Origin of the sequence: Prevotella marseillensis, assembly GCF_900625065.1 — a bacterium.
Taxonomy (GTDB): domain Bacteria; phylum Bacteroidota; class Bacteroidia; order Bacteroidales; family Bacteroidaceae; genus Prevotella; species Prevotella rara.
Genome location: NZ_UYXY01000001.1, coordinates 1,705,908 through 1,724,172, shown reverse-complemented (window position 1 = coordinate 1,724,172; position 18,265 = coordinate 1,705,908). Strand labels below are relative to the sequence as shown.

Below are 18,265 nucleotides of genomic sequence, written 5' to 3'. Positions count from 1 at the left end.
AAACATGAATAAACACTATTTTTATCGGCAAAATATTGGTAATACCTAAATTCCGCAGCATTTTAGTTTAACTTATTTTATAAGTACCTGAGCAACAAAAAGTTGCTCAGGATTTTGCTATGTCAGATTTTTCACCTATCTTAGTGTTGCAAATCAAAATATGTATCAAACCCGACAGACATGGCAAAGGTAGCAATAAAATCTGAGAAACTCTCTCCTTTTGGAGGAATTTTTTCAATAATGGAGCAATTTGACTCCAATCTCTCATCTGTAATCGACTCAACCCTCGGTATGAGATGCAGGCTGTATGGTTATCAATACAGCGAAATCATCCGTTCGCTTATGAGCGTTTATTTCTGTGGCGGCTCATGCATAGAGGATGTCACCACTCATCTGATGTACCACCTCTCGCTTCATCCGACACTTCGCACATGCAGTGCCGACACGATTCTCAGAGCCATAAAGGAACTGACCCAGGATAACATTTCCTACACATCCGACACTGGCAAGACCTACGACTTCAACACGGCAGACAAGCTGAATACACTGCTCCTCAATTGCCTATTGTCCACAGGGCAACTGAAAGAGGGCGAGGGGTATGACGTTGACTTCGACCACCAGTTCATAGAGGCTGAGAAGTATGATGCGAAGCCTACATACAAGAAGTTCCTTGGTTATCACCCTGGCGTGGCGGTTATTGGCGACTTGATTGTCGGCATTGAGAACAGCGACGGCAACACAAATGTCCGTTTCCACCAGAAGGACACGCTGAAGAGGTTCTTTGAAAGGTTTGAACAGAACAAGCTTATTATCAACCGTTTCAGAGCTGATTGCGGCTCGTGTTCTGAAGAGATAGTGGAAGAGATTGCTAAACACTGCAAGACCTTCTATATCCGTGCCAACCGATGCAGTTCGCTCTACAATGACATCTTTGCCCTCAGAGGTTGGAAGAAAGTGGAATTGGGCGGCATTGAGTTTGAGCTGGCCTCCATTCTCATCGAGAAATGGAAAGGGAAGGCATACCGTCTTGTGATTCAAAGACAGAAGCGGATAGACGGCGAACTCGACCTGTGGGAAGGAGAATACACCTACCGCTGCATCCTTACAAATGACTACGAGTCTTCCGAGAAAGAGATTGTCGAATTCTATAACCTCCGTGGAGGGAAGGAACGCATCTTCGATGACATGAATAACGGATTCGGCTGGAACAGGCTTCCAAAATCCTTCATGGGAGAAAACACGGTGTTTCTTCTGCTTACGGCACTCATACGCAACTTCTATAAATTCATCATGGCGAGGCTTGACGTGAAGAGGTTCGGACTCAAAGCAACAAGCCGCATCAAGGCGTTTGTCTTCAAGTTCATCTCTGTGCCAGCCAAATGGGTCAGGACATCAAGGCAGTATGTGCTGAATATCTATTCATGCAACAACGCTTATGCTGATGTGTTCCAGAATGACTTTGGATGACACCGACAACTTATGGTCGTGATTTTGCGTATTGCCTCAAGTCGCATGGTGGGGTAAGGGGATTTAATGCGTCTTTGTGGCGATTTTTGCTGCGTTGCACCCTCTTTTGCCACAGTGTCGCTACCTTTTTGACCTCTGTGTCATCTTATGAGGGCGGTTGCGGATTTGAGGGTAATAAAAAATAAATTCGTAAATTTGCAACGTTAGATGTACTCTTCGTAAGAGTAAGTCGTTTTGAACATACAGCCCTAAATATTTATTCAGATACCATTGAGGATGTCGCGGTTGGCATCGTCTATTTTCCCGGTCTTGATGGATGCGAGATATATCTGCGTGGTGTTCTCGGAGTCGTGGCCCATTGCCTGACTGATGATGCCTATGGAGATGTCTTTTTCCTTGGCAGCCGTGGCCCACGAATGGCGCGCAACATACATGGTGAGCGGAATGGGGATGCCTGCCATGACGCCTATCTTCTTGAGGTTGCGGTTGACGCGGAGCATGGCGTTGAGATACTGGCTGCGCTCGGTGCCGTCTTCACGGACGATGACGGGAAGGAGATATTGTGTGGAAGAAGGGCCGTAGGCGTCGACGATGGCCTGCATGGGGCGCTCCCATCTGACGGTGAGCTGCTGCCCGGTCTTCTTGCGGCTGTAGACGACGTAGTTGTTGCTGAGGTCTTTCTTGCGCAGAAACGCCATGTCGACAAACGACATGCCGCGCATGTAGAACGAGAAGAGAAACATGTCGCGCGCAAAGGCAAGTGGGGTGTGGGCTGCGAGGTTGAGAGCCTTGATGCGGCTGATGTCGGCAAGGCTGACGGCGCGGCGCGAGGTCTTGTCGACACCCGTGTAGACTGTGGCAAAGGGATTGCCCTTAGGGACGATGCCTTCGGCCGCGGCTTTGTTGTAGACGCTGCGCAGGATGCGCATATAGAACGACGTGGTGTTGCGGCAAAGGCGACGGGAGCGCAGCCACGACTCATACGACTCGACGAACGGGGCGGTGAGCATGGAGAGGCTGATGTCGGCGCCGTTGCGGAATGTGGTGATGCTGCTGAGCGTCTGTCGGTAAGTGTCGGCGGTGCGCAGTCTGCCCTGGGCACTGAGCATGCGGATATGTCGGTGCATGAAGGCGAACAGCGAGTGGTTGACAGCCGGCTGAGAGTTGCGGTAGCAATGGATGATGTCGGCAGTGTTGTAAGGCAGTCCGCTGCAGTCGTATTTGCTGATTATGCCGTTGAGCCGCTGCATCTCGTGTCTGATCCTGTTGCGTATGCCGAGCAGCGTGGCTGTACGTCTGGCAGACACCGGCGACATGATGAATATGCGGCTGTTGGGCTCGTCCCATTCGTCGGCAAAGATGCGGCATCTGGTGCTGAGTGTCTTAACCGTATTACGGTGTATAATCTGAAAATACAATGTGCCTTTGCGACTGCTGTCAGCCGCCATCCTGAATGTTAGTCTTACTGTAGTCATGGTAAATGTTTTTTAATATAAAATATATGATTGGGAAATTAACAAATAAATAATGGGGGTAGGAGTTAGAGTAGTTAAAGTAGTTATAGGAGTTAAAGTCAAATGCAAACGTAGTGCTTGCGATAATAATCAACAAGACTAATGTGCCGGCGGATTTGCAATTGTCGTGCAAGTGAGAGCAGAAGCAAATCTCATTTGGTTATGCCGAGTGCAGCCGACAGTCAATAGAATTAATCTTCGATAATAACCAACAAGACTAATGTGCCGGCTGATTTGCAATCTGCCGGAATTAAATATAAGGATCTATGATCCGATTACTTCCTATTTCTTGTAGTAAAACATTGACTAGACTAACGTAGAACTTCGTTTGTCATTACTCACTTTTATAATACAGCGGTATTTTTAGCGGATCAAAGATCCTAATACTCAATTCCGGCGGAGCGCAGATCCGCCGGTACAATGGCAACGTAGTGCTTGCTTTCATATCCTTTGTTTCGGTAGTTAAAGGAGTTAAAGTAGTTATAGGAGTTAAAGTCAAATGCAAACGTAGTGCTTGCGAAAAGAACCAACAAGGCTAATGTGCCGGCTGATTTGCACGAGTTGTTGAGCACAGCGAAAAATCTGCCGGAATTGAGTATAAGGATTTATTTAATCCGATTACTTCCTATTTCTTGTAGTAAAACATTGAATTGACTAACGTCGAACTTCGTTTGTCATTACTCACTTTTATAATACAGCGGTATTTTTAGCGGATCAAAGATCCTGATACTCAATTCCGGCGGAGCGCAGATCCGCCGGCACAATAGCAACGTAGTGCTTGCGACAAGAATCAACAATGCATATGACTCTAACTCCTAGCTCACATTAGTGAGCGATAACTCCTGTAACTACTTTAACTCCCGACTCGAAAGCGCAGATCCGCCGGAACAAAGGTTAATACGAACTTATAGCCCGAAGGGCTACACTTCAGTAACCGTGGGTCATTACCCACGGATTAAAGTCCAATCAATGCGTGCACCCGAAGTGGTGCTATATTTGAGCAAATAAAAGAACATAATAAAAAGCAAGGAAGTAACATAATAACAATAGTAGCACCACTTCTGGTGATCGTGTTTTGTGTTGTTGTCCGTGGGTGTATCACCCACGGCTACAGATATACCGACATATCAATTTAATTATATTATCGCTAACCTACAGCCTTTCTGTCTGTAGACTACTTTAACTACAAATGACAATACCCTTCAAGGCATATGTCTTTTTGCACTACGCTCAAGGAACTTCTCCTTAACTTCTAAAATATTCCGCTAACTTCCATTTTTATTAATTAGCCGATGCTAAACTTTGTGTTTAAGTTGATTGTTGCTCAATTTTAAAGTTGATTTTATGCGTAAAAACTTGCATATATTAAACTAAATCGTTATTTTTGCGGCAAATGCAAATAGTTTATGGCTACAAAAGAAGAAGTAGAACATTTTCTTTCTCAATTCAACCAAAAAGTAAAAGTTTTTGGACTTGTTTTTCGTGATGACAGAGGTAAAAATTTACAAACGCTCTTAGATCTGGAAATAACTCCTAAATACAGGGAAGATATAATAATGCAACTTGAAGCTAATGATTATGTTGACGGACCAATAAAAGACACCTTAAATAAGAAAGGAGAAATGTGGGTGTTTGGTAAAGACGTAAAGAGTAGGGATGTATATATTAAAATATCTATGGGAGTAAGTAATTCAAGTGCAATTTGCATATCTTTTCATATTGCCGAACAAGAAATTAGATATAAATTTAAATAATTATGAGAAGTCCATTTACCGGAGGGGATGCTGTTTTCCTTACTGAAACCCGAAAGGCTGTTTTTCGTAAAGAAGAGTTTGAATACACATATATATATTATAAGTGTGTGGATACTGAAGAAACATTCACTACTACTCAGATGGATGTTGTAAATACATCTCAGATATATAATGCTTATCGTATCAGACACGGGATTCCTTTCCCGGATGAAATAAAGGATATAAGGAGCAGATATGAATTGTCGGCATCGAAGATGTCTAAGATTTTAGGCTTTGGAGATAACCAATACCGTTTATATGAAAATGGAGAAATGCCAAGTTTGGCAAACGGACGAGTATTGAAAGCTATACAATCTCCAAGAACGTTTGAGACGTTTGTGGATGCAGCAATAGGTGTTCTGTCTGACGACGAGTATCAGAAAATAAAGAAGCGTCTGGAAGACTATGAGAGCAGGTCTTTCATGGACGGAATATTATGTAGTTTGATTTATGGGGACCAAGGACGTAATAAGTATAATGGTTATGCTATGTTGTCCTTAAGTAGGTTGAAAAATGTAATATTGTTTTTCATCGAGAAATTTAACGGGGTGTTTGTAACTCAAATGAACAAGTTGTTGTTTTATACAGATTTCTTGTCTTATAGAGAAAATGGACAGGCACTGACAGGATTGAAATTTAAGGCTATACAATATGGGCCTGTGCCTGACAGATGGGATAAGGTGTATGCATTATTAGATGACATAAAGCAAATTGAAGTAGAAGTTAAAAATGGATATATAGGAAATAAGCTAGTATCTGATATTTCGTGTGATTTATCATGTTTTACGAATGAACAAATGGAGGTATTGGAAAAAGTTTATAATGCATTTAAAAATGACAATGCAGCATCTATATCACGTAAAAGTCATGATGAATTAGCGTGGATAGATAACAACGGATTACATGCATATATTGATTTTAAATACGCATTTTTTTTGAAGGGTATTTAATTCAAATTAGGCATTAGCCCATATCTGGCTTATTTATTTTACGTATCCATGCCTTCAGCCATCTTTTCCCCGTAAATTCTGCCTGCGTCTTACGAAAGAGTAGAACAGGCGCGGAATGAGGGCGCAAGCGCAGCTCTGCGTTAGCTAATTAAAAATTAAAAGTGAAAAATCCAATTGCCTTGTTGGGTATTGTCATTTGGAGTTAAAGTAGTTATAGGAGTTAAAGTCATATGCCTTGTAGATTTTTTCAATGTGTTACGATCGATAATAACCAACAAGACTAATGTGCCGGCTGATTTGCAATCTGCCGGAATATGATATAAGGATCTCCTGATCCGCTAAAAGTACCGCTGATTTAGGTGAAGTATAAATGATGCAATGACAAAATAGGAAGTAATCGGATCAAAGATCCTTATATTCAATTCCGGCAGATTGCAAATCAGCCGGCACAATAGCAACGTAGTGCGTCTTACGAAAGTGAAAAGTTAAAAGTGAAAAACGAAAAATCCAAATGTATTGTGGTTTCTACTTGTAAGCACTACGTTTGCAATTGGATTTTTCACTCTTCTCTTTTCGTTCTTCACTTAAAATGTTATGTGCCGGCGTAGTGCTTGCTTTCATATCTTCTTAACTCTGGTAGTTAGAGTAGTTAAAGTAGTTATAGGAGTTAGAGTCAATAGTAAACGTAGTGCGTATTTAAGTGAAAAGATAAGAGTGAAGAGCAGGCGCAAAGCGCAATTAAAAATGAAAAATTAAAAGTGAAAAGTCAAAACGCTTGACGGAAGTGAAGAGTGAAGAACGAAGAGCTGGTGCAAAAGCCAGATGGGCTTCTGTTGAAAAAGGACAATTAAAGAGTAAAAATCTTAACGGCGCTTCTTGCTAATCAATTATTTCATATATTTGTGCCGTAGAAGTTTATTAACGTATAGAATAAGGAGGAAAAGATGGAAAAGATAGTTTTATTGGCGGCTTTGATGCTTAGTCCGCTTGCAGGAAGATGCGAAACAGACCTGACGGGATGCTGGATTGAGCAGGTGCCTAAGGAAATAGCATATATGCGGGGCATGTGTCTTAACGACGACGGCAGCGCGGAGTCTATCGGCATGGCTACGCTGAGATACTGTTACTGGAGGACTGAAGGCGACTGCCTTATACTTGACGGAGAGAGCATCGGCAACGGACAGACGATAAATTTCTCTGACACGCTGCGCATTATCGACGTAGCTAAAGACACGCTGACGCTTGAAAGGCGCATGAACAAGGTGGTGTATGTGCGCAAGTCGGCTATCAATGAGCCTATAAAAGGCAGAAGGGTGCAGCGTACTGCACATGCCGGCTTTGAATGGCGTGAGCTGAAAGGAGCCGGGATGAAACTGAGGGTTCAGCGTAACGATAAGATAAGACTGATGGCCGATCCGCTGCTTCCGGGCATCGTGATGGTGAGAGACGGCGACGAGAGGCCGCACAGGCTTATTCAGGTGTTCAGCATCAACGGCAATGACATCAACGGGGTGATAGACGCCATTGAGAAGGCCGGAGAATGGGACAAGGAGCAGCCGGGCAAGTTTAAGCAGGTGAAGTCGGGGCGCGAGGGCGTGAAACGCTACGTGATGGTTCCTGACGGCGACTATGCCAAGGCAACGGATGAGCTTATGAAGACGGAGCCTGTGGCATCGACATGCAACGGATGGGGCGTAGGCAACAGCGGAAGCAGATATTTTGAGATGTACGACGGCCATCCGGGCAAGGTGGTGTTTGTAGAGATTGGTCAGGATGCTCCTCTGTTCGACGAAAACAGCGTAACGCTATGTGATGAGCCTGACAGCACCTTGTCGCGCGATGTGCTTTACACGATGAAGGGCGAGATGAGTCTGGCTCATGAGGTGCGCTCCTTCAGGCCCGACGGGACGGATGACGAATATTGGATAGTGGACAAGACCGGTCGCCTGGAGGATATGTACGACAAGATAACGGGAGGACAGAAGAACGGCAACCCTGTAGACGTAACTCTGCGACTGGAATATAACGGCAAATGGGACACCGGCTTCGCCGAAGACTACGACGGCGTGTTCTTCGTAAGGGAAATAGTGGAAATTAAGTGAAAAGCAGGCAGGCGCAAAAGCGCAATTAAAGAGTGAAAGCCCCACCAAACCTCCCCCGTGGGGAGGCTTTTGTTTCTCGGTAGTTAAAGGAGCTTTTTCTAAGTGAAGAACGAAAAGCAGGCGCAAAGCGCAATTAAAGATGAAAAATTAAAAGTGAAAAAACAGGCGCTAATATTATTGGTAGTTAAAGTAGTTAAAGAAGTTATCGCTCACTAAGGTGAGCTAGTAGTTAGAGTCATATGCATTGTTGATTCTTATCATAACTTCATAATCACTACGTTTGGTAATGTACCGGCGGATCTGCGCTCCGCCGGAATTAAATATAAGGATCTATGATCCGATTACTTCCTATTTCTTGTAGTAAAACATTGAATTGACTAACGTAGAACTTCGTTTGTCATTATTCACTTTCATAATATAGCGGTACTTTTAGCGGATCAAGAGATCCTTATATTTAATTCCGGCGGAGCGCAGATCCGCCGGCACATTACCAAACGTAGTGCTTATGCAACGTGGTTTGGGGTTTTGCTTAATCCAATTATGAAATCCATTTCTGTGTTTGCTAATTGTGAAACGTGGTTCAGCGCAGCTAATTATGAAACGTCGTTCGGTTTAATCCAATTATGAATTACTTCAACCTCTAATAACAAAAAAGCGGAACTCTTTTTAAGAATTCCGCTTGGGGTGGAGGGTGGGGCTCGAACCCACGACATTCAGAACCACAATCTGACGCTCTAACCAACTGAACTACATCCACCGTGTTAGTTGCTTAATGTCTTAAAGCGAGTGCAAAGGTACGGGATTTATTTTAAACTACCAAATAAATCCCGTATTTTTTTTGCTTTTTGTTTAATTTGCCGGTGTTTTAGGAGCCTGAGGCGCTGCAGGAGCTGCTTTTTGGTCAGCTTTCTGAGCATTGTTACCAGCCTTAGCCGGAGCTGCCTTCTGTGTCTGGCTAGCGCCAAATCCGGGAAGGTTTGTCGGGTTAGTCTGCTGCTGTTCTGTTGCAGCCTTCTCGATAACACTCTCAGATGTTGTTGCCTTAGGAGCAACATAAGCGCATACAACGCTGAGAACAACCATGGCTATTGCAAGTCCCCATGTCGTTTTCTCAATGAAATCAGTGGTCTTGCGCACACCCATGATCTGGTTTGATGATGAGAAGTTTGACGCAAGTCCTCCTCCTTTAGACTCCTGGATCAGCACGATGCCTATCATGAGCAGTGCTGCCAGCACGATTAAGATTACGAATAATGTATACATTTTCTTTTATTTATATTTATTATTTATTATCAGTTTTTCCAAAAATCGGATTTGGTCTGCAAAGTAAGCATTTTTTTTTGGATAATTCAAATTTAAACGCTTAATAATTTCCAATGCCTTTGAATATCGGCCTTGTTTTATGTAAATTTGCGCCAAAGTCTCGGTAAAATAGTTCTCGTCGCCCTCTTTTTTGTCGTTGTCCTCTATTTCAGGCACATATTCGGGCTCGTCCTTCAGTTCTATTTTTCCGTTCTCGTTGTTGATGAAGTTGTCTATGAGGTCTTGTCCCTTCATGACGGGCTGCTGTGTGTCGTCTGTGTCGCCTTCAGTATCAAGCAGATAGGCCACATAGTCGATGGCAGCGTCGGCAGGTGTGGGCTTGCGCTTCTTTTTGCGCTCCTTGTTTTCCTCTTCCTTCTTGTCTTCGGGTATGGTGTCGAGGAACTGCTCTATGAGCGATATGGTTCTGTTGCCGCCTTCTGCCTCTTTCTTATTGTCTTTCTCAGTCTTCTTCTCCTGCTGTGTGGTGCGCAGCTTGTAGTGTGCAGCCTCCACGAGATTGAACACCACCTTGCGGTCGGTGATGTAGACGGCAGAGCGGCGCAGCTCCTCGTCGAACGAAGGGTCGTGAAGAAGATACAGGTTTTGCAGTAACAGCAAACGGGCCGGCTGGTAATAGGGATACAGAGCAAGGAGGGAACGCAAGTCGTAGAGCGTTTCCTTGTCCATCTGTTCCGGATGCCTTATTAGCTGCTCGAGGTCTATGTTCATATGGTCTGCTTGTTACCAGTTTGCTACTGTAGCGTTGAATATCTGATCTGTGATGTCCTCAACCATCTGTGTTACGAGTTCTTCCTGAACAGAGTTGAGCGACTGTGTAGTCTCGAATGTAGACGTGGCAGTGAACTGCTTTTCGAAGTCCTCGCTGTGGTTGGCATTGTTGGTAAATCTTACGTTCACCGTCATCGACAGCTCTGCCTGTGCCGATGTACCTTCAGCCGTTACGGCCTTGTTGCGCTGCGAATATTGTGTTATTTCGCCTTCAATCTTCATGTCGCCGTTGCGCTTTACCTGAATGAGGCGTGTGTGGTTGGCGAACACGTCCTTAAGCTGGTTGTTGAAGATGCTGGCCATGGGAGCCCATACGTAGCTTGAGCGGATGGGGAAGTCGGCTATCTGTATTGTCTTGGTCTTGGTGTAGTCGATACTTGCTCCGTTGAACTTATATGACACGCTGCATGACACCAGCAGGAGCATCATGACGGTTAATAGTGCTGTCTTTATATGATTGATTCGCATAAGTTGTTTGTTGCCGCTTTGTAAATGTTTGTTGCTTAATATGAGCTTCTTGTCATATCGTTGGCCGTAGGACATTATTTCTCCAGTCCGTACTGCTTTATTCTTCTGTATAATGTTCTGTCGGAAATGCCAAGTTCCTGAGCCGCTTTCTTGCGGTTGCCGCCATTGCGTTCGAGAGCCTTTTCAACCATCTGACGTCCTATGTCTTCAAGATTAAGACTTTCGGGCTCTGATATTTCTTCAGCCACGGCGTCTTGTACGGTCGGTGCCGCTGTGCGTGCGGGTGAGCTGATGGTTGCCGACGGCTGGTCTGTAATGATAGACGGCAGGTTAGAGGCTGACGTGTCTACCGTGGCGCTGCGTGCAGCGTCGAGCTGTTTGCGCAGACTGTTCATGTCGCGGCGCAGGTCGCTTACGTTGCCGCGTAGCTCATAAAGAATCTTATATAAAATCTCGCGTTCGCTCTCGTAAGAGTGGCTTCCGGGCGAGCTTATCGTTGCCAGCTGTGTGCTCTCGGCGTCCTCAGGGATGAACTTGTGTATTGCCTCGCCGCTTATTTCGCGTTCCTGACTTAACACGGACATCTGTTCTGTGATGTTCTTCAGTTGTCTTACGTTGCCGGGCCACTTATATTTAAGCATTATATATTTGGCCTCGTCAGAAAGGGTTATTTTGGGCAGATGATATTTCTCAGCCATCTGCATGGCAAAGAGGCGGAATAGCAGCAGAATGTCTTCACCGCGGTCGCGCAGCGGCGGAATCTGTATTGGAATGGTGTTGAGCCTGTAATACAGATCTTCGCGGAAACGGCCTTCGCTGATGGCCTTGCGCATGTTGACGTTGGTGGCAGCGACAATTCTGACGTCTGTCTTCATTATCTTCTGTCCTCCCACGCGTATGTATTCGCCTGTTTCGAGAACGCGGAGCAATCGTGCCTGTGTGGCCATTGGCAGCTCGCCAACTTCGTCGAGGAATATTGTACCCTTGTTGGCAACGCCGAAGTAGCCTTCGCTCTCGCCGATGGCACCGGTGAATGAGCCTTTCTCATGGCCGAACAGTTCGCTGTCTATCGTGCCTTCGGGGATAGATCCGCAGTTGATGGCAAAATATTTCTCGCGGCGTCGCGGAGAGTTGTCGTGTATTATACGTGGAATAATCTCTTTACCCACACCGCTTTCGCCGATTATGAGTACAGAGAGATCGGTCGGTGCGACCTGCATGGCCACATCGATGGCGCGGTTTAATCCGTCGCAGTTGCCGACGATATTATAACGCTGTTTTACTTTCTGTAATTCAGAAGTGTTCATTTATTCTGCAAAGTTACATAATTTATTTTATATAACACCGATGCATTGCATTTTTAATGTAATTTTAGTTATATCATGTGCTTTGAGGGGGATTGTCGGTAGTTGGAGTAGTTAAAGGAGTTAGAGTAGTTATCGCTCACGAAGGTGAGCTAGGAGTTAGAGTCAAATGCATTGTTGATTCTTTTCAATGTAATACAATTGACAATAATCGATGAAGTACACGCACTACGTTGCTATTGTGCCGGCGGATCTGCGCTCCGCCGGAATTTAATGTAAGGATTTTTCAATCCGATTACTTCCTATTTGACATCGCCTTATACCAGTTGCATTGTTGATTCTATTCAATGTGATACAATTGACAATAATCGACGAAGTGCACGCACTACGTTGCTATTGTGCCGGCGGATCTGCGCTCCGCCGGAATAAAGTATAAAGATTTGCAATCTGATTACTTCCTATGTGGCATTACATCATAACTTCAGCGTTAGCTAATTAAACAATGCCTTACGAAAGTTAAGTGAAAAGTAAAAATCCAATAGACAATTTTTCATGCTTTATATACCTCATCTCATGAAGCTTAATCAAAGTAATCATATTGTTCCATGAAAAATGATTCTATTTTAGATATAAGATTTTCATCTTTGTGTAGAGACTTCTTGTTGATAAGCATATAAGCACTTTTCTCCTTGTTTTCTTTGTGATAGAATCTCTCACTGCTAAAGTATGTAGCCATTATTTTGGAATACACTCTATATCTTTTCGTGCAATTTGTGCTATTCTCATTTAAACCATTAGCTCCGATAAAGCCAAAAGAAGCCATTGTGTCTTCTTTATAAATTGAAAGCATAATATTTATACATGTATTTATTATTCTTCTTGGCTCAAAAGTGTTTGTTGCTATACGGTATTTGTTTTTGCTGTCTTTATACTTTTTAGGATAAAACTTTACAGCGTATATATTGTACATATATTTTTCGACTCTAACAATGTAAGTGATTTTTGATTTTGTCGATTTGAATCTATAAAGTTTTACTTGAAGCAAACCATCTTGGTTTGCTTCATCTTTTAAATTCATTATAAATAGAAACGGATAAGCGCTTTCCAGCATTATAAAAGATAAGAATATATCGGTATTCTTCTTTTTTCTAATTCTTCTTTTGAGACATCATTAAGCACAAACTTGTCTTTAGGGGAATGTTTTACATTTCCCATACTTGGCTTATCTGAATGTTGCATTTTCTGTCCCATTATTTAACTTGATATAAATATTTGTTCCTTTGGCAAAGATAGCATTTTGTGCTTTATCTTGATAATAAAAGCAATAATATAAATCGTACAATGAGCTTTTTTAAATAAAATTAAATGTTATAACAACAATTCTTACGAAAATAAACATTAAGAAGTGAAAAACATATGCAAAGTCCTGTTAGGAATTTCATATGCTTTGTAGGTATTATCAATACTTGGCATTTGGATTGACTAACGTCGAACTTATTTTTTCACTCTTCACTTTTCGTTTTTCACTTGAAAAGCCGGGCTATTGTTGCTTGATTTTCTCGCTTACGGCTTCTCCTGTGTTCTTCTTCTCGAGCTTTATTAAAAGCAGTCCTATTGCGGTCCAGATGAGTTCGCGGATGCGCACTATAAGGGCTACGAAGATGCCGGCGCTGGCAGACATGGCGAGACTGGCGGTGGACATGATGAAGCCACCCTCACGGCCACCGAGCTGAAGGGGAATGAAGAACAGCAGGTTGGCGAAAAGACTGGTGAAAGCCAGGATAAGCACGCATGGGGCAAAGCTGACATCCGGTGTGAGGACGCGCAGTACAAAAAGAATCTCGAATGCAGAAAGGAAGCGGCAGACAAGCTCGAGCATTACGGCAGAGACAAACGACTTCTTGTTCTGACGGTGAAGTGCTGCTATCTGGCGGTCGATGGTGTCGAGCTGTTCCTTATGCTTGTCGATAAAGTTGCGCGAGCGTTTCTTTATGCCCGGTATGTGCTTTATCAGGTTCATTATCCTTACGGCCATGCCCTTCTGATAGCCTTTGATGAAGAACCATACGCCGAGGATGCAGAATGCGCCTGAGAGCGCAAGGACTATGCCCGTTACGAAGTTTGCCTTCTCGGTGAGCAGAAAGAGCAGGATGGAGAGCAGCCAGAACAGAAAATGGCTGAATATGTGGGTCATGGCATAAAGTATGACCGACGACGAGGCACGCTCTGTGCCTATCTTAGGCGACAAGGACATCACGCGGTAAGGCTCGCCGCCCATGAGTCCGCCGGGCGTGGCGTAGTTGAGGGCAAAGCCCGAAACGGTAATCTTGTAGAGCCACCAGAAGTTGATCTTGGGCTTCTCGTCAGAGCCGCTCCTTATTATAATATACCATGTGGCGGTATTGAATATATACAGAAAGGCCCATAAGGCCACAACGGCGAAAAACCAGTAGCCGGCATGCTGAAGGCCGTCCCATACCTGTTTGAAGTCGAGTTGTGTTATCATGATGATGAGCACAACTATTCCGAACACAAAAAATGCGTTCTGATATTTCTTTTTCATATTTAATCTTTTATGTTGCCCGCCAGGCATTTCATCGCACTGTGTAATCAGACGATGCGGTTTATTATAAGTGAGTTTATGTTAAGCACGGCCATGCCGGAGCGCAGCCGGATGCTTGTCCTTGCGTTTGCAGTCTGTCTTTCTATCGTCATAAAGGCGATGCCGTCGCCTTTATGACTTATTTTTGCAGACTTTCGGGGCTGGTCATCTGTTTGTCAGTGTCCATGCTCTGCGCTAAAGTCAAACTGTCGGCCATGCCGAATCAAGATGTCTCACCTGAAGTTATTCATCTTTGGCGTTCTTGTCGTCGCCGCTGTTGTCCTGTTCCTTAAACTTGTTTATAGAGAACCGTGCTTTCTCGCTGTCGTCACGCTTCTCGTGATAGAGCTTCTTCAGCGGATTGTTGAAAGGCTCGTCGTATTCGATGCGGTTGCGGAAGACGTCGAGTGCGAGATATATGGCATTTCTGAAAGAGCTTTCGTCAGCCATGTTCTTGCCTGCGATGTCGTATGCCGTGCCGTGGTCGGGCGATGTGCGCACGATAGGCAGTCCGGCTGTGAAGTTTACGCCGTTGCCGAGATCGAGACACTTGAACGGAGCCAGGCCCTGGTCGTGATACATTGCCAGTACGCCGTCGAATGCAGTGTAGCTCTCATGTCCGAAGAAGCCGTCGGCTGCGTATGGTCCGAAGGCACGTATGCCGTTGTCAGACAGTTCTTTGATGGCCGGTATGATAACCTCCTGTTCCTCGCGTCCCAGCAGTCCGTCGTCGCCGGCATGAGGATTGAGCGCCAGCACGGCGATGCGCGGGTTAGAGATGCGGAAGTCGCGTTTCAGCGAATTGTGGAATATCGTTGCCTTCTCTATGATGCTCTCTTTGGTTATAGCCGCAGCAACGTCTCTGATGGGCAGGTGTGTGGTTACGAGAGCCACGCGCAGCATGTCGTTGAGCAATATCATGAGAGCCTTGTCGCCATTGCCTGCACGCTCCTCGATATATTCGGTGTGGCCGCAGAAATGGAAGTCGTCGCTCTGTATGTTGTTCTTGTTGATAGGTGCCGTTACGAGCACGTCGAACAGTCCCTCCTTGTAGTCGGCCATTGCCTTTTCGAGAGCAGCGAGCGATGCCATGCCAGCCTCTTTAGACGGATTGCCAAGGTCAACCTTTATCTCCTGGTCGAAAGTTGTGAGCAGGTTCACCTTGTTGTTGTGGGCTTCGGCAGCCGAGTTGATTATGGTGAAGTTGCCCTGAATGCCGAGAGCATTGCGGTGATAGGCTGCCACCTTGGGCGAGCCGTAGATGATAGGTGTGCATAATTCAAGCATGGCCGGCTCAGAGAATGTCTTGAATATTATTTCATACCCTATGCCGTTAGTATCTCCGTGCGTTATGGCAACGCGTAGTTTTCTGTTTTCCATATTCGTATATGTTTGTTATATCTGTTTCTTTCTTAACCTTATGTCAGTCGGTCTGCCGGCTGCCTTTGCTGTTATTGCCGCTGGCGGCGTGCCTGCCTAGAGTGTATAGTGCAGCCTCGGCACTCCTTATCAGGTTGCGCTTGTTGGTGCCCGGCGCATAGACAAAAGCCTCTGCCACTATGATGCGGCTGTTGACTGAGTCGACTGTAGAGAGCGACACGAACGGTCCGCCCATGGCGTCGTTGCGCATCTCCCACAGTCCGCGGCTTATCATCACGGTGCGTCCGTCTTCTGTTGCCAGTCCTGCCGTCACGCTTCCGGGAGTTGTCTGCATATACATGCCGTCGAGTTCGCCCGGTATGTTAAGTCTCATGACGCTGTCGCGCGCAGCCAGGGCGCGGTGTGCGTCGAGAGTGGTGCCGCTGTATGAGTAGACGCAGATGTTGCGCATGCGGTCGGGCCTGTTGTCCGAAAGCCATATAAAGTTGCGTCCCGTCTTGCCCGCCTTCATCTCTGCTGGTATGAGCATGTCCCATCCGAACATACGCCTTATGCTGCTCTCGGCCTTGCGGTTGCTTCCGGCGCGCAGCGTTGATATTGCCGTGTTTATTTCTGCCCTTGTCAGCAGACTTGTGAGCCGGTGGCCAGCCTTTGCCATATATTGGCTGAGCTGTGATGCCGACGGCGTGTTGACATATACCACGAGCTGCGGTCTTGCCCATACGTTTTTCTCGTATCTGATGCGTGTCGACGTGAACACCGCCGGATTGACGGTTACTATTACTATGCAGCGCGCCAGCCGTGTGGTCTGGTTAAAGCGTGTGGTGTCTATCTGCGACACGTCGAACATCGGCTCGCGCTGTGGCAGCGAAGGCATGTCCTGCGTCAGGACGCTGTCTACTACGGCTGCGCAACGCCTGTCGGAAGCCACGAGCAGAACCTCGTAAGGCCGTCCGCCGCTCTTTGGCAACAGCGACTGCGGGCCGCCGCTGCATGAGCATAAGGCCACGATGGCCGTCAGGAGCAATAGCCGCAGACACTTTGTCACTTATCCTGACTCTCCTTCCTTGCCGTGCTGAGCAGTCCGCAGGCAGCATAGATGTCCTGTCCGCGACTTGCCCTTATTGTTGTGAACACGCCGTGAGACGTAAGATAGTCGCGCAGCTTCTCCATTGTGGCGTCGTCGGCTCCGTGGAGGTCAACGCCCGGTATCTGATGGAATCTTATGAGGTTGATGCGGCAGTCGAGCCCCCTGAGCAGGTGGATAATCTCCTTGGCGAACACCATAGAGTCGTTGAGTCCGCCGAAGACGATATATTCGAACGACAGGCGGCGCTGATGACTGAAGTCGTAGTTGCGCAGCAGTTCAACAACATCTGCGATAGGCATGCCCTTTTCGGCTGGCATGAGCATGGCGCGCTGCTCGTGGACTGGCGAGTGGAGGCTTATTGCCACGTGACATTCGCTCTCCTCGATAAACCTCTTCAGCTTGTTTTTTACGCCTACGCTGCTCACCGTGATACGCTTGGGGCTCCATGCGTATCCGTAGTCGGCTGTGAGAATCTCCGTAGCCCTGAGCACGTTGTCGAGGTTGTCCATAGGCTCGCCCTGGCCCATAAACACGATGTTTGTCAGCTTGTCGCGCTCGGGCAGCGAGTATATCTGATTAAGTATGTCGGTGGCTGTGAGGCTGCCCTCAAAGCCCTGCTTGCCGGTCTGGCAGAACAGGCAGTTCATCTTGCATCCCACCTGCGACGACACGCACAGCGTGGCGCGGTCTTTGTCGGGTATGTAAACCGTCTCGACAAACTTACCGCTCTCCGTCGGGAACAGATATTTTATCGTTCCGTCAACAGACTTCTGGCAGTCGGCCGGCGGCAGGCATCCTATGCGGTAGTGCTGTTTCAGCTTTTCGCGGTTAGCTTTCGAGATGTTCAGCATGTCGTCGATTGAGCTTACGTGCTGAGTATATAGCCATTTAGCCATCTGAGCCCCCGCAAAAGCCGGCATGCCCATGGCTTTGGCAACATCTTTAAGTTCGTTAAGTGTTAATCCCAATAACGGTGTAGTGCTTTGTTCCATCTCAAAAATTCTTTGTTTACGGCCGACAAAGTTAGCTAAAAAAAGTGAGATAATCGGGATGTTTAATGTTTTTTCTTTATTATAAATGTGTTGCCATATCGTTGCATGCCGGTATTATGCAGGCCTTTGGTATGCGGAAACGCGAAGGGCGCGGCTGAGTTTTGGCTGTAATGCCGGCGGTTGGCAGTGTATATATTGGGTTTGATGGTGTAATGTTTTATGGTTAATGCAGGTTAAATCGACGTAGTTCTGTTTAACTTAAAAAGTTTGAAAATGGCATTATTTATAAACGGAGTAAAGTTTCCGGCGAGAAATGCCCGTTTTATGCCGTTATTTGCAAGATGCTGACAGTCAGATAGGTACGTGAAATTGATGCTTGGGATAGCTTGTGCGGCAGTATTTTTACGGCTTCTTTTGTATCTATTTTACGTCCTTTTAGCCCATTATTAAGGCGGTTTTGGGCACCAATAGGTATCAAGCGGCTATGCAAAAGGCGGTCTTTTGTGCTG

General features: G+C 45.8%; 15 protein-coding genes and 1 tRNA gene. 4 read left to right on the top strand and 12 right to left on the bottom strand.

Features of this window, described 5'->3' with window-relative positions:
- Window positions 1-180 precede the first annotated feature (180 nt).
- Entirely contained in the window at window positions 181-1,467 is a 1,287-nt protein-coding gene (locus EJL04_RS07255; protein ID WP_125103926.1) for an IS1380-like element ISBf11 family transposase, read from the top strand.
- A 260-nt stretch (window positions 1,468-1,727) separates the two neighbouring features.
- Here EJL04_RS07255 and EJL04_RS07250 read toward each other — a convergent pair whose 3' ends face one another.
- Window positions 1,728-2,942 carry a tyrosine-type recombinase/integrase gene (locus EJL04_RS07250; protein WP_125104519.1) on the bottom strand — a complete coding sequence of 405 codons (1,215 nt, stop codon included), beginning with the start codon at window positions 2,940-2,942 and terminating at the stop codon, window positions 1,728-1,730.
- Window positions 2,943-4,387: 1,445 nt separating this feature from the next.
- Between EJL04_RS07250 and EJL04_RS07245 the strand changes: the two genes are divergently transcribed.
- The 3 genes from EJL04_RS07245 (at window position 4,388) to EJL04_RS07235 (ending at window position 7,826) form a co-directional block, all read left to right on the top strand.
- Window positions 4,388-4,735 carry a toxin gene (locus tag EJL04_RS07245; protein ID WP_125104518.1) on the top strand — a complete coding sequence of 116 codons (348 nt, stop codon included), beginning with the start codon at window positions 4,388-4,390 and terminating at the stop codon, window positions 4,733-4,735.
- A 2-nt stretch (window positions 4,736-4,737) separates the two neighbouring features.
- Entirely contained in the window at window positions 4,738-5,724 is a 987-nt protein-coding gene (locus EJL04_RS07240; protein WP_125104517.1) for a type II toxin-antitoxin system antitoxin SocA domain-containing protein, read from the top strand.
- A gap of 944 nt (window positions 5,725-6,668) precedes the next feature.
- Complete coding sequence (locus EJL04_RS07235; protein ID WP_125104516.1) at window positions 6,669-7,826, top strand: lipocalin-like domain-containing protein; 1,158 nt, start codon at window positions 6,669-6,671, stop codon at window positions 7,824-7,826.
- A gap of 680 nt (window positions 7,827-8,506) precedes the next feature.
- Here EJL04_RS07235 and EJL04_RS07230 read toward each other — a convergent pair.
- The 11 genes from EJL04_RS07230 to rlmN form a co-directional block, all read right to left on the bottom strand.
- Window positions 8,507-8,583 (bottom strand) — tRNA-His (locus EJL04_RS07230).
- A gap of 92 nt (window positions 8,584-8,675) precedes the next feature.
- Entirely contained in the window at window positions 8,676-9,089 is a 414-nt protein-coding gene (gene secG, locus EJL04_RS07225) for a preprotein translocase subunit SecG (protein ID WP_021853484.1), read from the bottom strand.
- A gap of 6 nt (window positions 9,090-9,095) precedes the next feature.
- Window positions 9,096-9,854 (bottom strand): tetratricopeptide repeat protein, encoded by a 759-nt coding sequence (locus EJL04_RS07220; protein ID WP_125105318.1) that lies wholly within the window; start codon window positions 9,852-9,854, stop codon window positions 9,096-9,098.
- Window positions 9,855-9,872: 18 nt separating this feature from the next.
- Window positions 9,873-10,388 carry an LptE family protein gene (locus tag EJL04_RS07215; protein WP_053399317.1) on the bottom strand — a complete coding sequence of 172 codons (516 nt, stop codon included), beginning with the start codon at window positions 10,386-10,388 and terminating at the stop codon, window positions 9,873-9,875.
- Window positions 10,389-10,462: 74 nt separating this feature from the next.
- Entirely contained in the window at window positions 10,463-11,695 is a 1,233-nt protein-coding gene (locus EJL04_RS07210) for a sigma-54 interaction domain-containing protein (protein WP_021853481.1), read from the bottom strand.
- A gap of 577 nt (window positions 11,696-12,272) precedes the next feature.
- A complete protein-coding gene (locus EJL04_RS07205) occupies window positions 12,273-12,770 on the bottom strand; it encodes a hypothetical protein (RefSeq protein WP_241209958.1) in 498 nt (165 codons plus the stop codon).
- Window positions 12,771-12,802: 32 nt separating this feature from the next.
- Window positions 12,803-12,943 (bottom strand): hypothetical protein, encoded by a 141-nt coding sequence (locus tag EJL04_RS16340; protein ID WP_164511703.1) that lies wholly within the window; start codon window positions 12,941-12,943, stop codon window positions 12,803-12,805.
- A gap of 289 nt (window positions 12,944-13,232) precedes the next feature.
- Window positions 13,233-14,255: a lysylphosphatidylglycerol synthase transmembrane domain-containing protein gene (locus tag EJL04_RS07200; RefSeq protein WP_053399257.1), complete on the bottom strand. Its 1,023-nt coding sequence runs from the start codon at window positions 14,253-14,255 to the stop codon at window positions 13,233-13,235.
- A gap of 282 nt (window positions 14,256-14,537) precedes the next feature.
- Entirely contained in the window at window positions 14,538-15,674 is a 1,137-nt protein-coding gene (gene pdxA / locus EJL04_RS07195; protein ID WP_125104514.1) for a 4-hydroxythreonine-4-phosphate dehydrogenase PdxA, read from the bottom strand.
- Window positions 15,675-15,717: 43 nt separating this feature from the next.
- Window positions 15,718-16,722 (bottom strand): DUF4837 family protein, encoded by a 1,005-nt coding sequence (locus EJL04_RS07190; protein WP_125104513.1) that lies wholly within the window; start codon window positions 16,720-16,722, stop codon window positions 15,718-15,720.
- The gene (gene rlmN / locus EJL04_RS07185) at window positions 16,719-17,756 is read right to left on the bottom strand and encodes a dual-specificity RNA methyltransferase RlmN (RefSeq protein WP_021853477.1); all 1,038 of its coding nucleotides are present in this window, start codon (window positions 17,754-17,756) and stop codon (window positions 16,719-16,721) included. Before rlmN ends, EJL04_RS07190 begins: the two co-directional genes overlap by 4 nt.
- Window positions 17,757-18,265: the final 509 nt, after the last annotated feature.

What these genes read in the sequence shown, in the direction of transcription:
- rlmN (WP_021853477.1), bottom strand. Translation starts at nt 17,756, where the DNA reads ATGGAACAAAGCACTACACCGTTATTGGGATTAACACTTAACGAACTT.
- EJL04_RS07255 (WP_125103926.1), top strand. Translation starts at nt 181, where the DNA reads ATGGCAAAGGTAGCAATAAAATCTGAGAAACTCTCTCCTTTTGGAGGA.
- EJL04_RS07210 (WP_021853481.1), bottom strand. Translation starts at nt 11,695, where the DNA reads ATGAACACTTCTGAATTACAGAAAGTAAAACAGCGTTATAATATCGTC.
- pdxA (WP_125104514.1), bottom strand. Translation starts at nt 15,674, where the DNA reads ATGGAAAACAGAAAACTACGCGTTGCCATAACGCACGGAGATACTAAC.
- EJL04_RS16340 (WP_164511703.1), bottom strand. Translation starts at nt 12,943, where the DNA reads ATGGGACAGAAAATGCAACATTCAGATAAGCCAAGTATGGGAAATGTA.
- EJL04_RS07245 (WP_125104518.1), top strand. Translation starts at nt 4,388, where the DNA reads ATGGCTACAAAAGAAGAAGTAGAACATTTTCTTTCTCAATTCAACCAA.
- EJL04_RS07215 (WP_053399317.1), bottom strand. Translation starts at nt 10,388, where the DNA reads ATGCGAATCAATCATATAAAGACAGCACTATTAACCGTCATGATGCTC.
- secG (WP_021853484.1), bottom strand. Translation starts at nt 9,089, where the DNA reads ATGTATACATTATTCGTAATCTTAATCGTGCTGGCAGCACTGCTCATG.
- EJL04_RS07240 (WP_125104517.1), top strand. Translation starts at nt 4,738, where the DNA reads ATGAGAAGTCCATTTACCGGAGGGGATGCTGTTTTCCTTACTGAAACC.
- EJL04_RS07250 (WP_125104519.1), bottom strand. Translation starts at nt 2,942, where the DNA reads ATGACTACAGTAAGACTAACATTCAGGATGGCGGCTGACAGCAGTCGC.
- EJL04_RS07200 (WP_053399257.1), bottom strand. Translation starts at nt 14,255, where the DNA reads ATGAAAAAGAAATATCAGAACGCATTTTTTGTGTTCGGAATAGTTGTG.
- EJL04_RS07205 (WP_241209958.1), bottom strand. Translation starts at nt 12,770, where the DNA reads ATGAATTTAAAAGATGAAGCAAACCAAGATGGTTTGCTTCAAGTAAAA.
- EJL04_RS07235 (WP_125104516.1), top strand. Translation starts at nt 6,669, where the DNA reads ATGGAAAAGATAGTTTTATTGGCGGCTTTGATGCTTAGTCCGCTTGCA.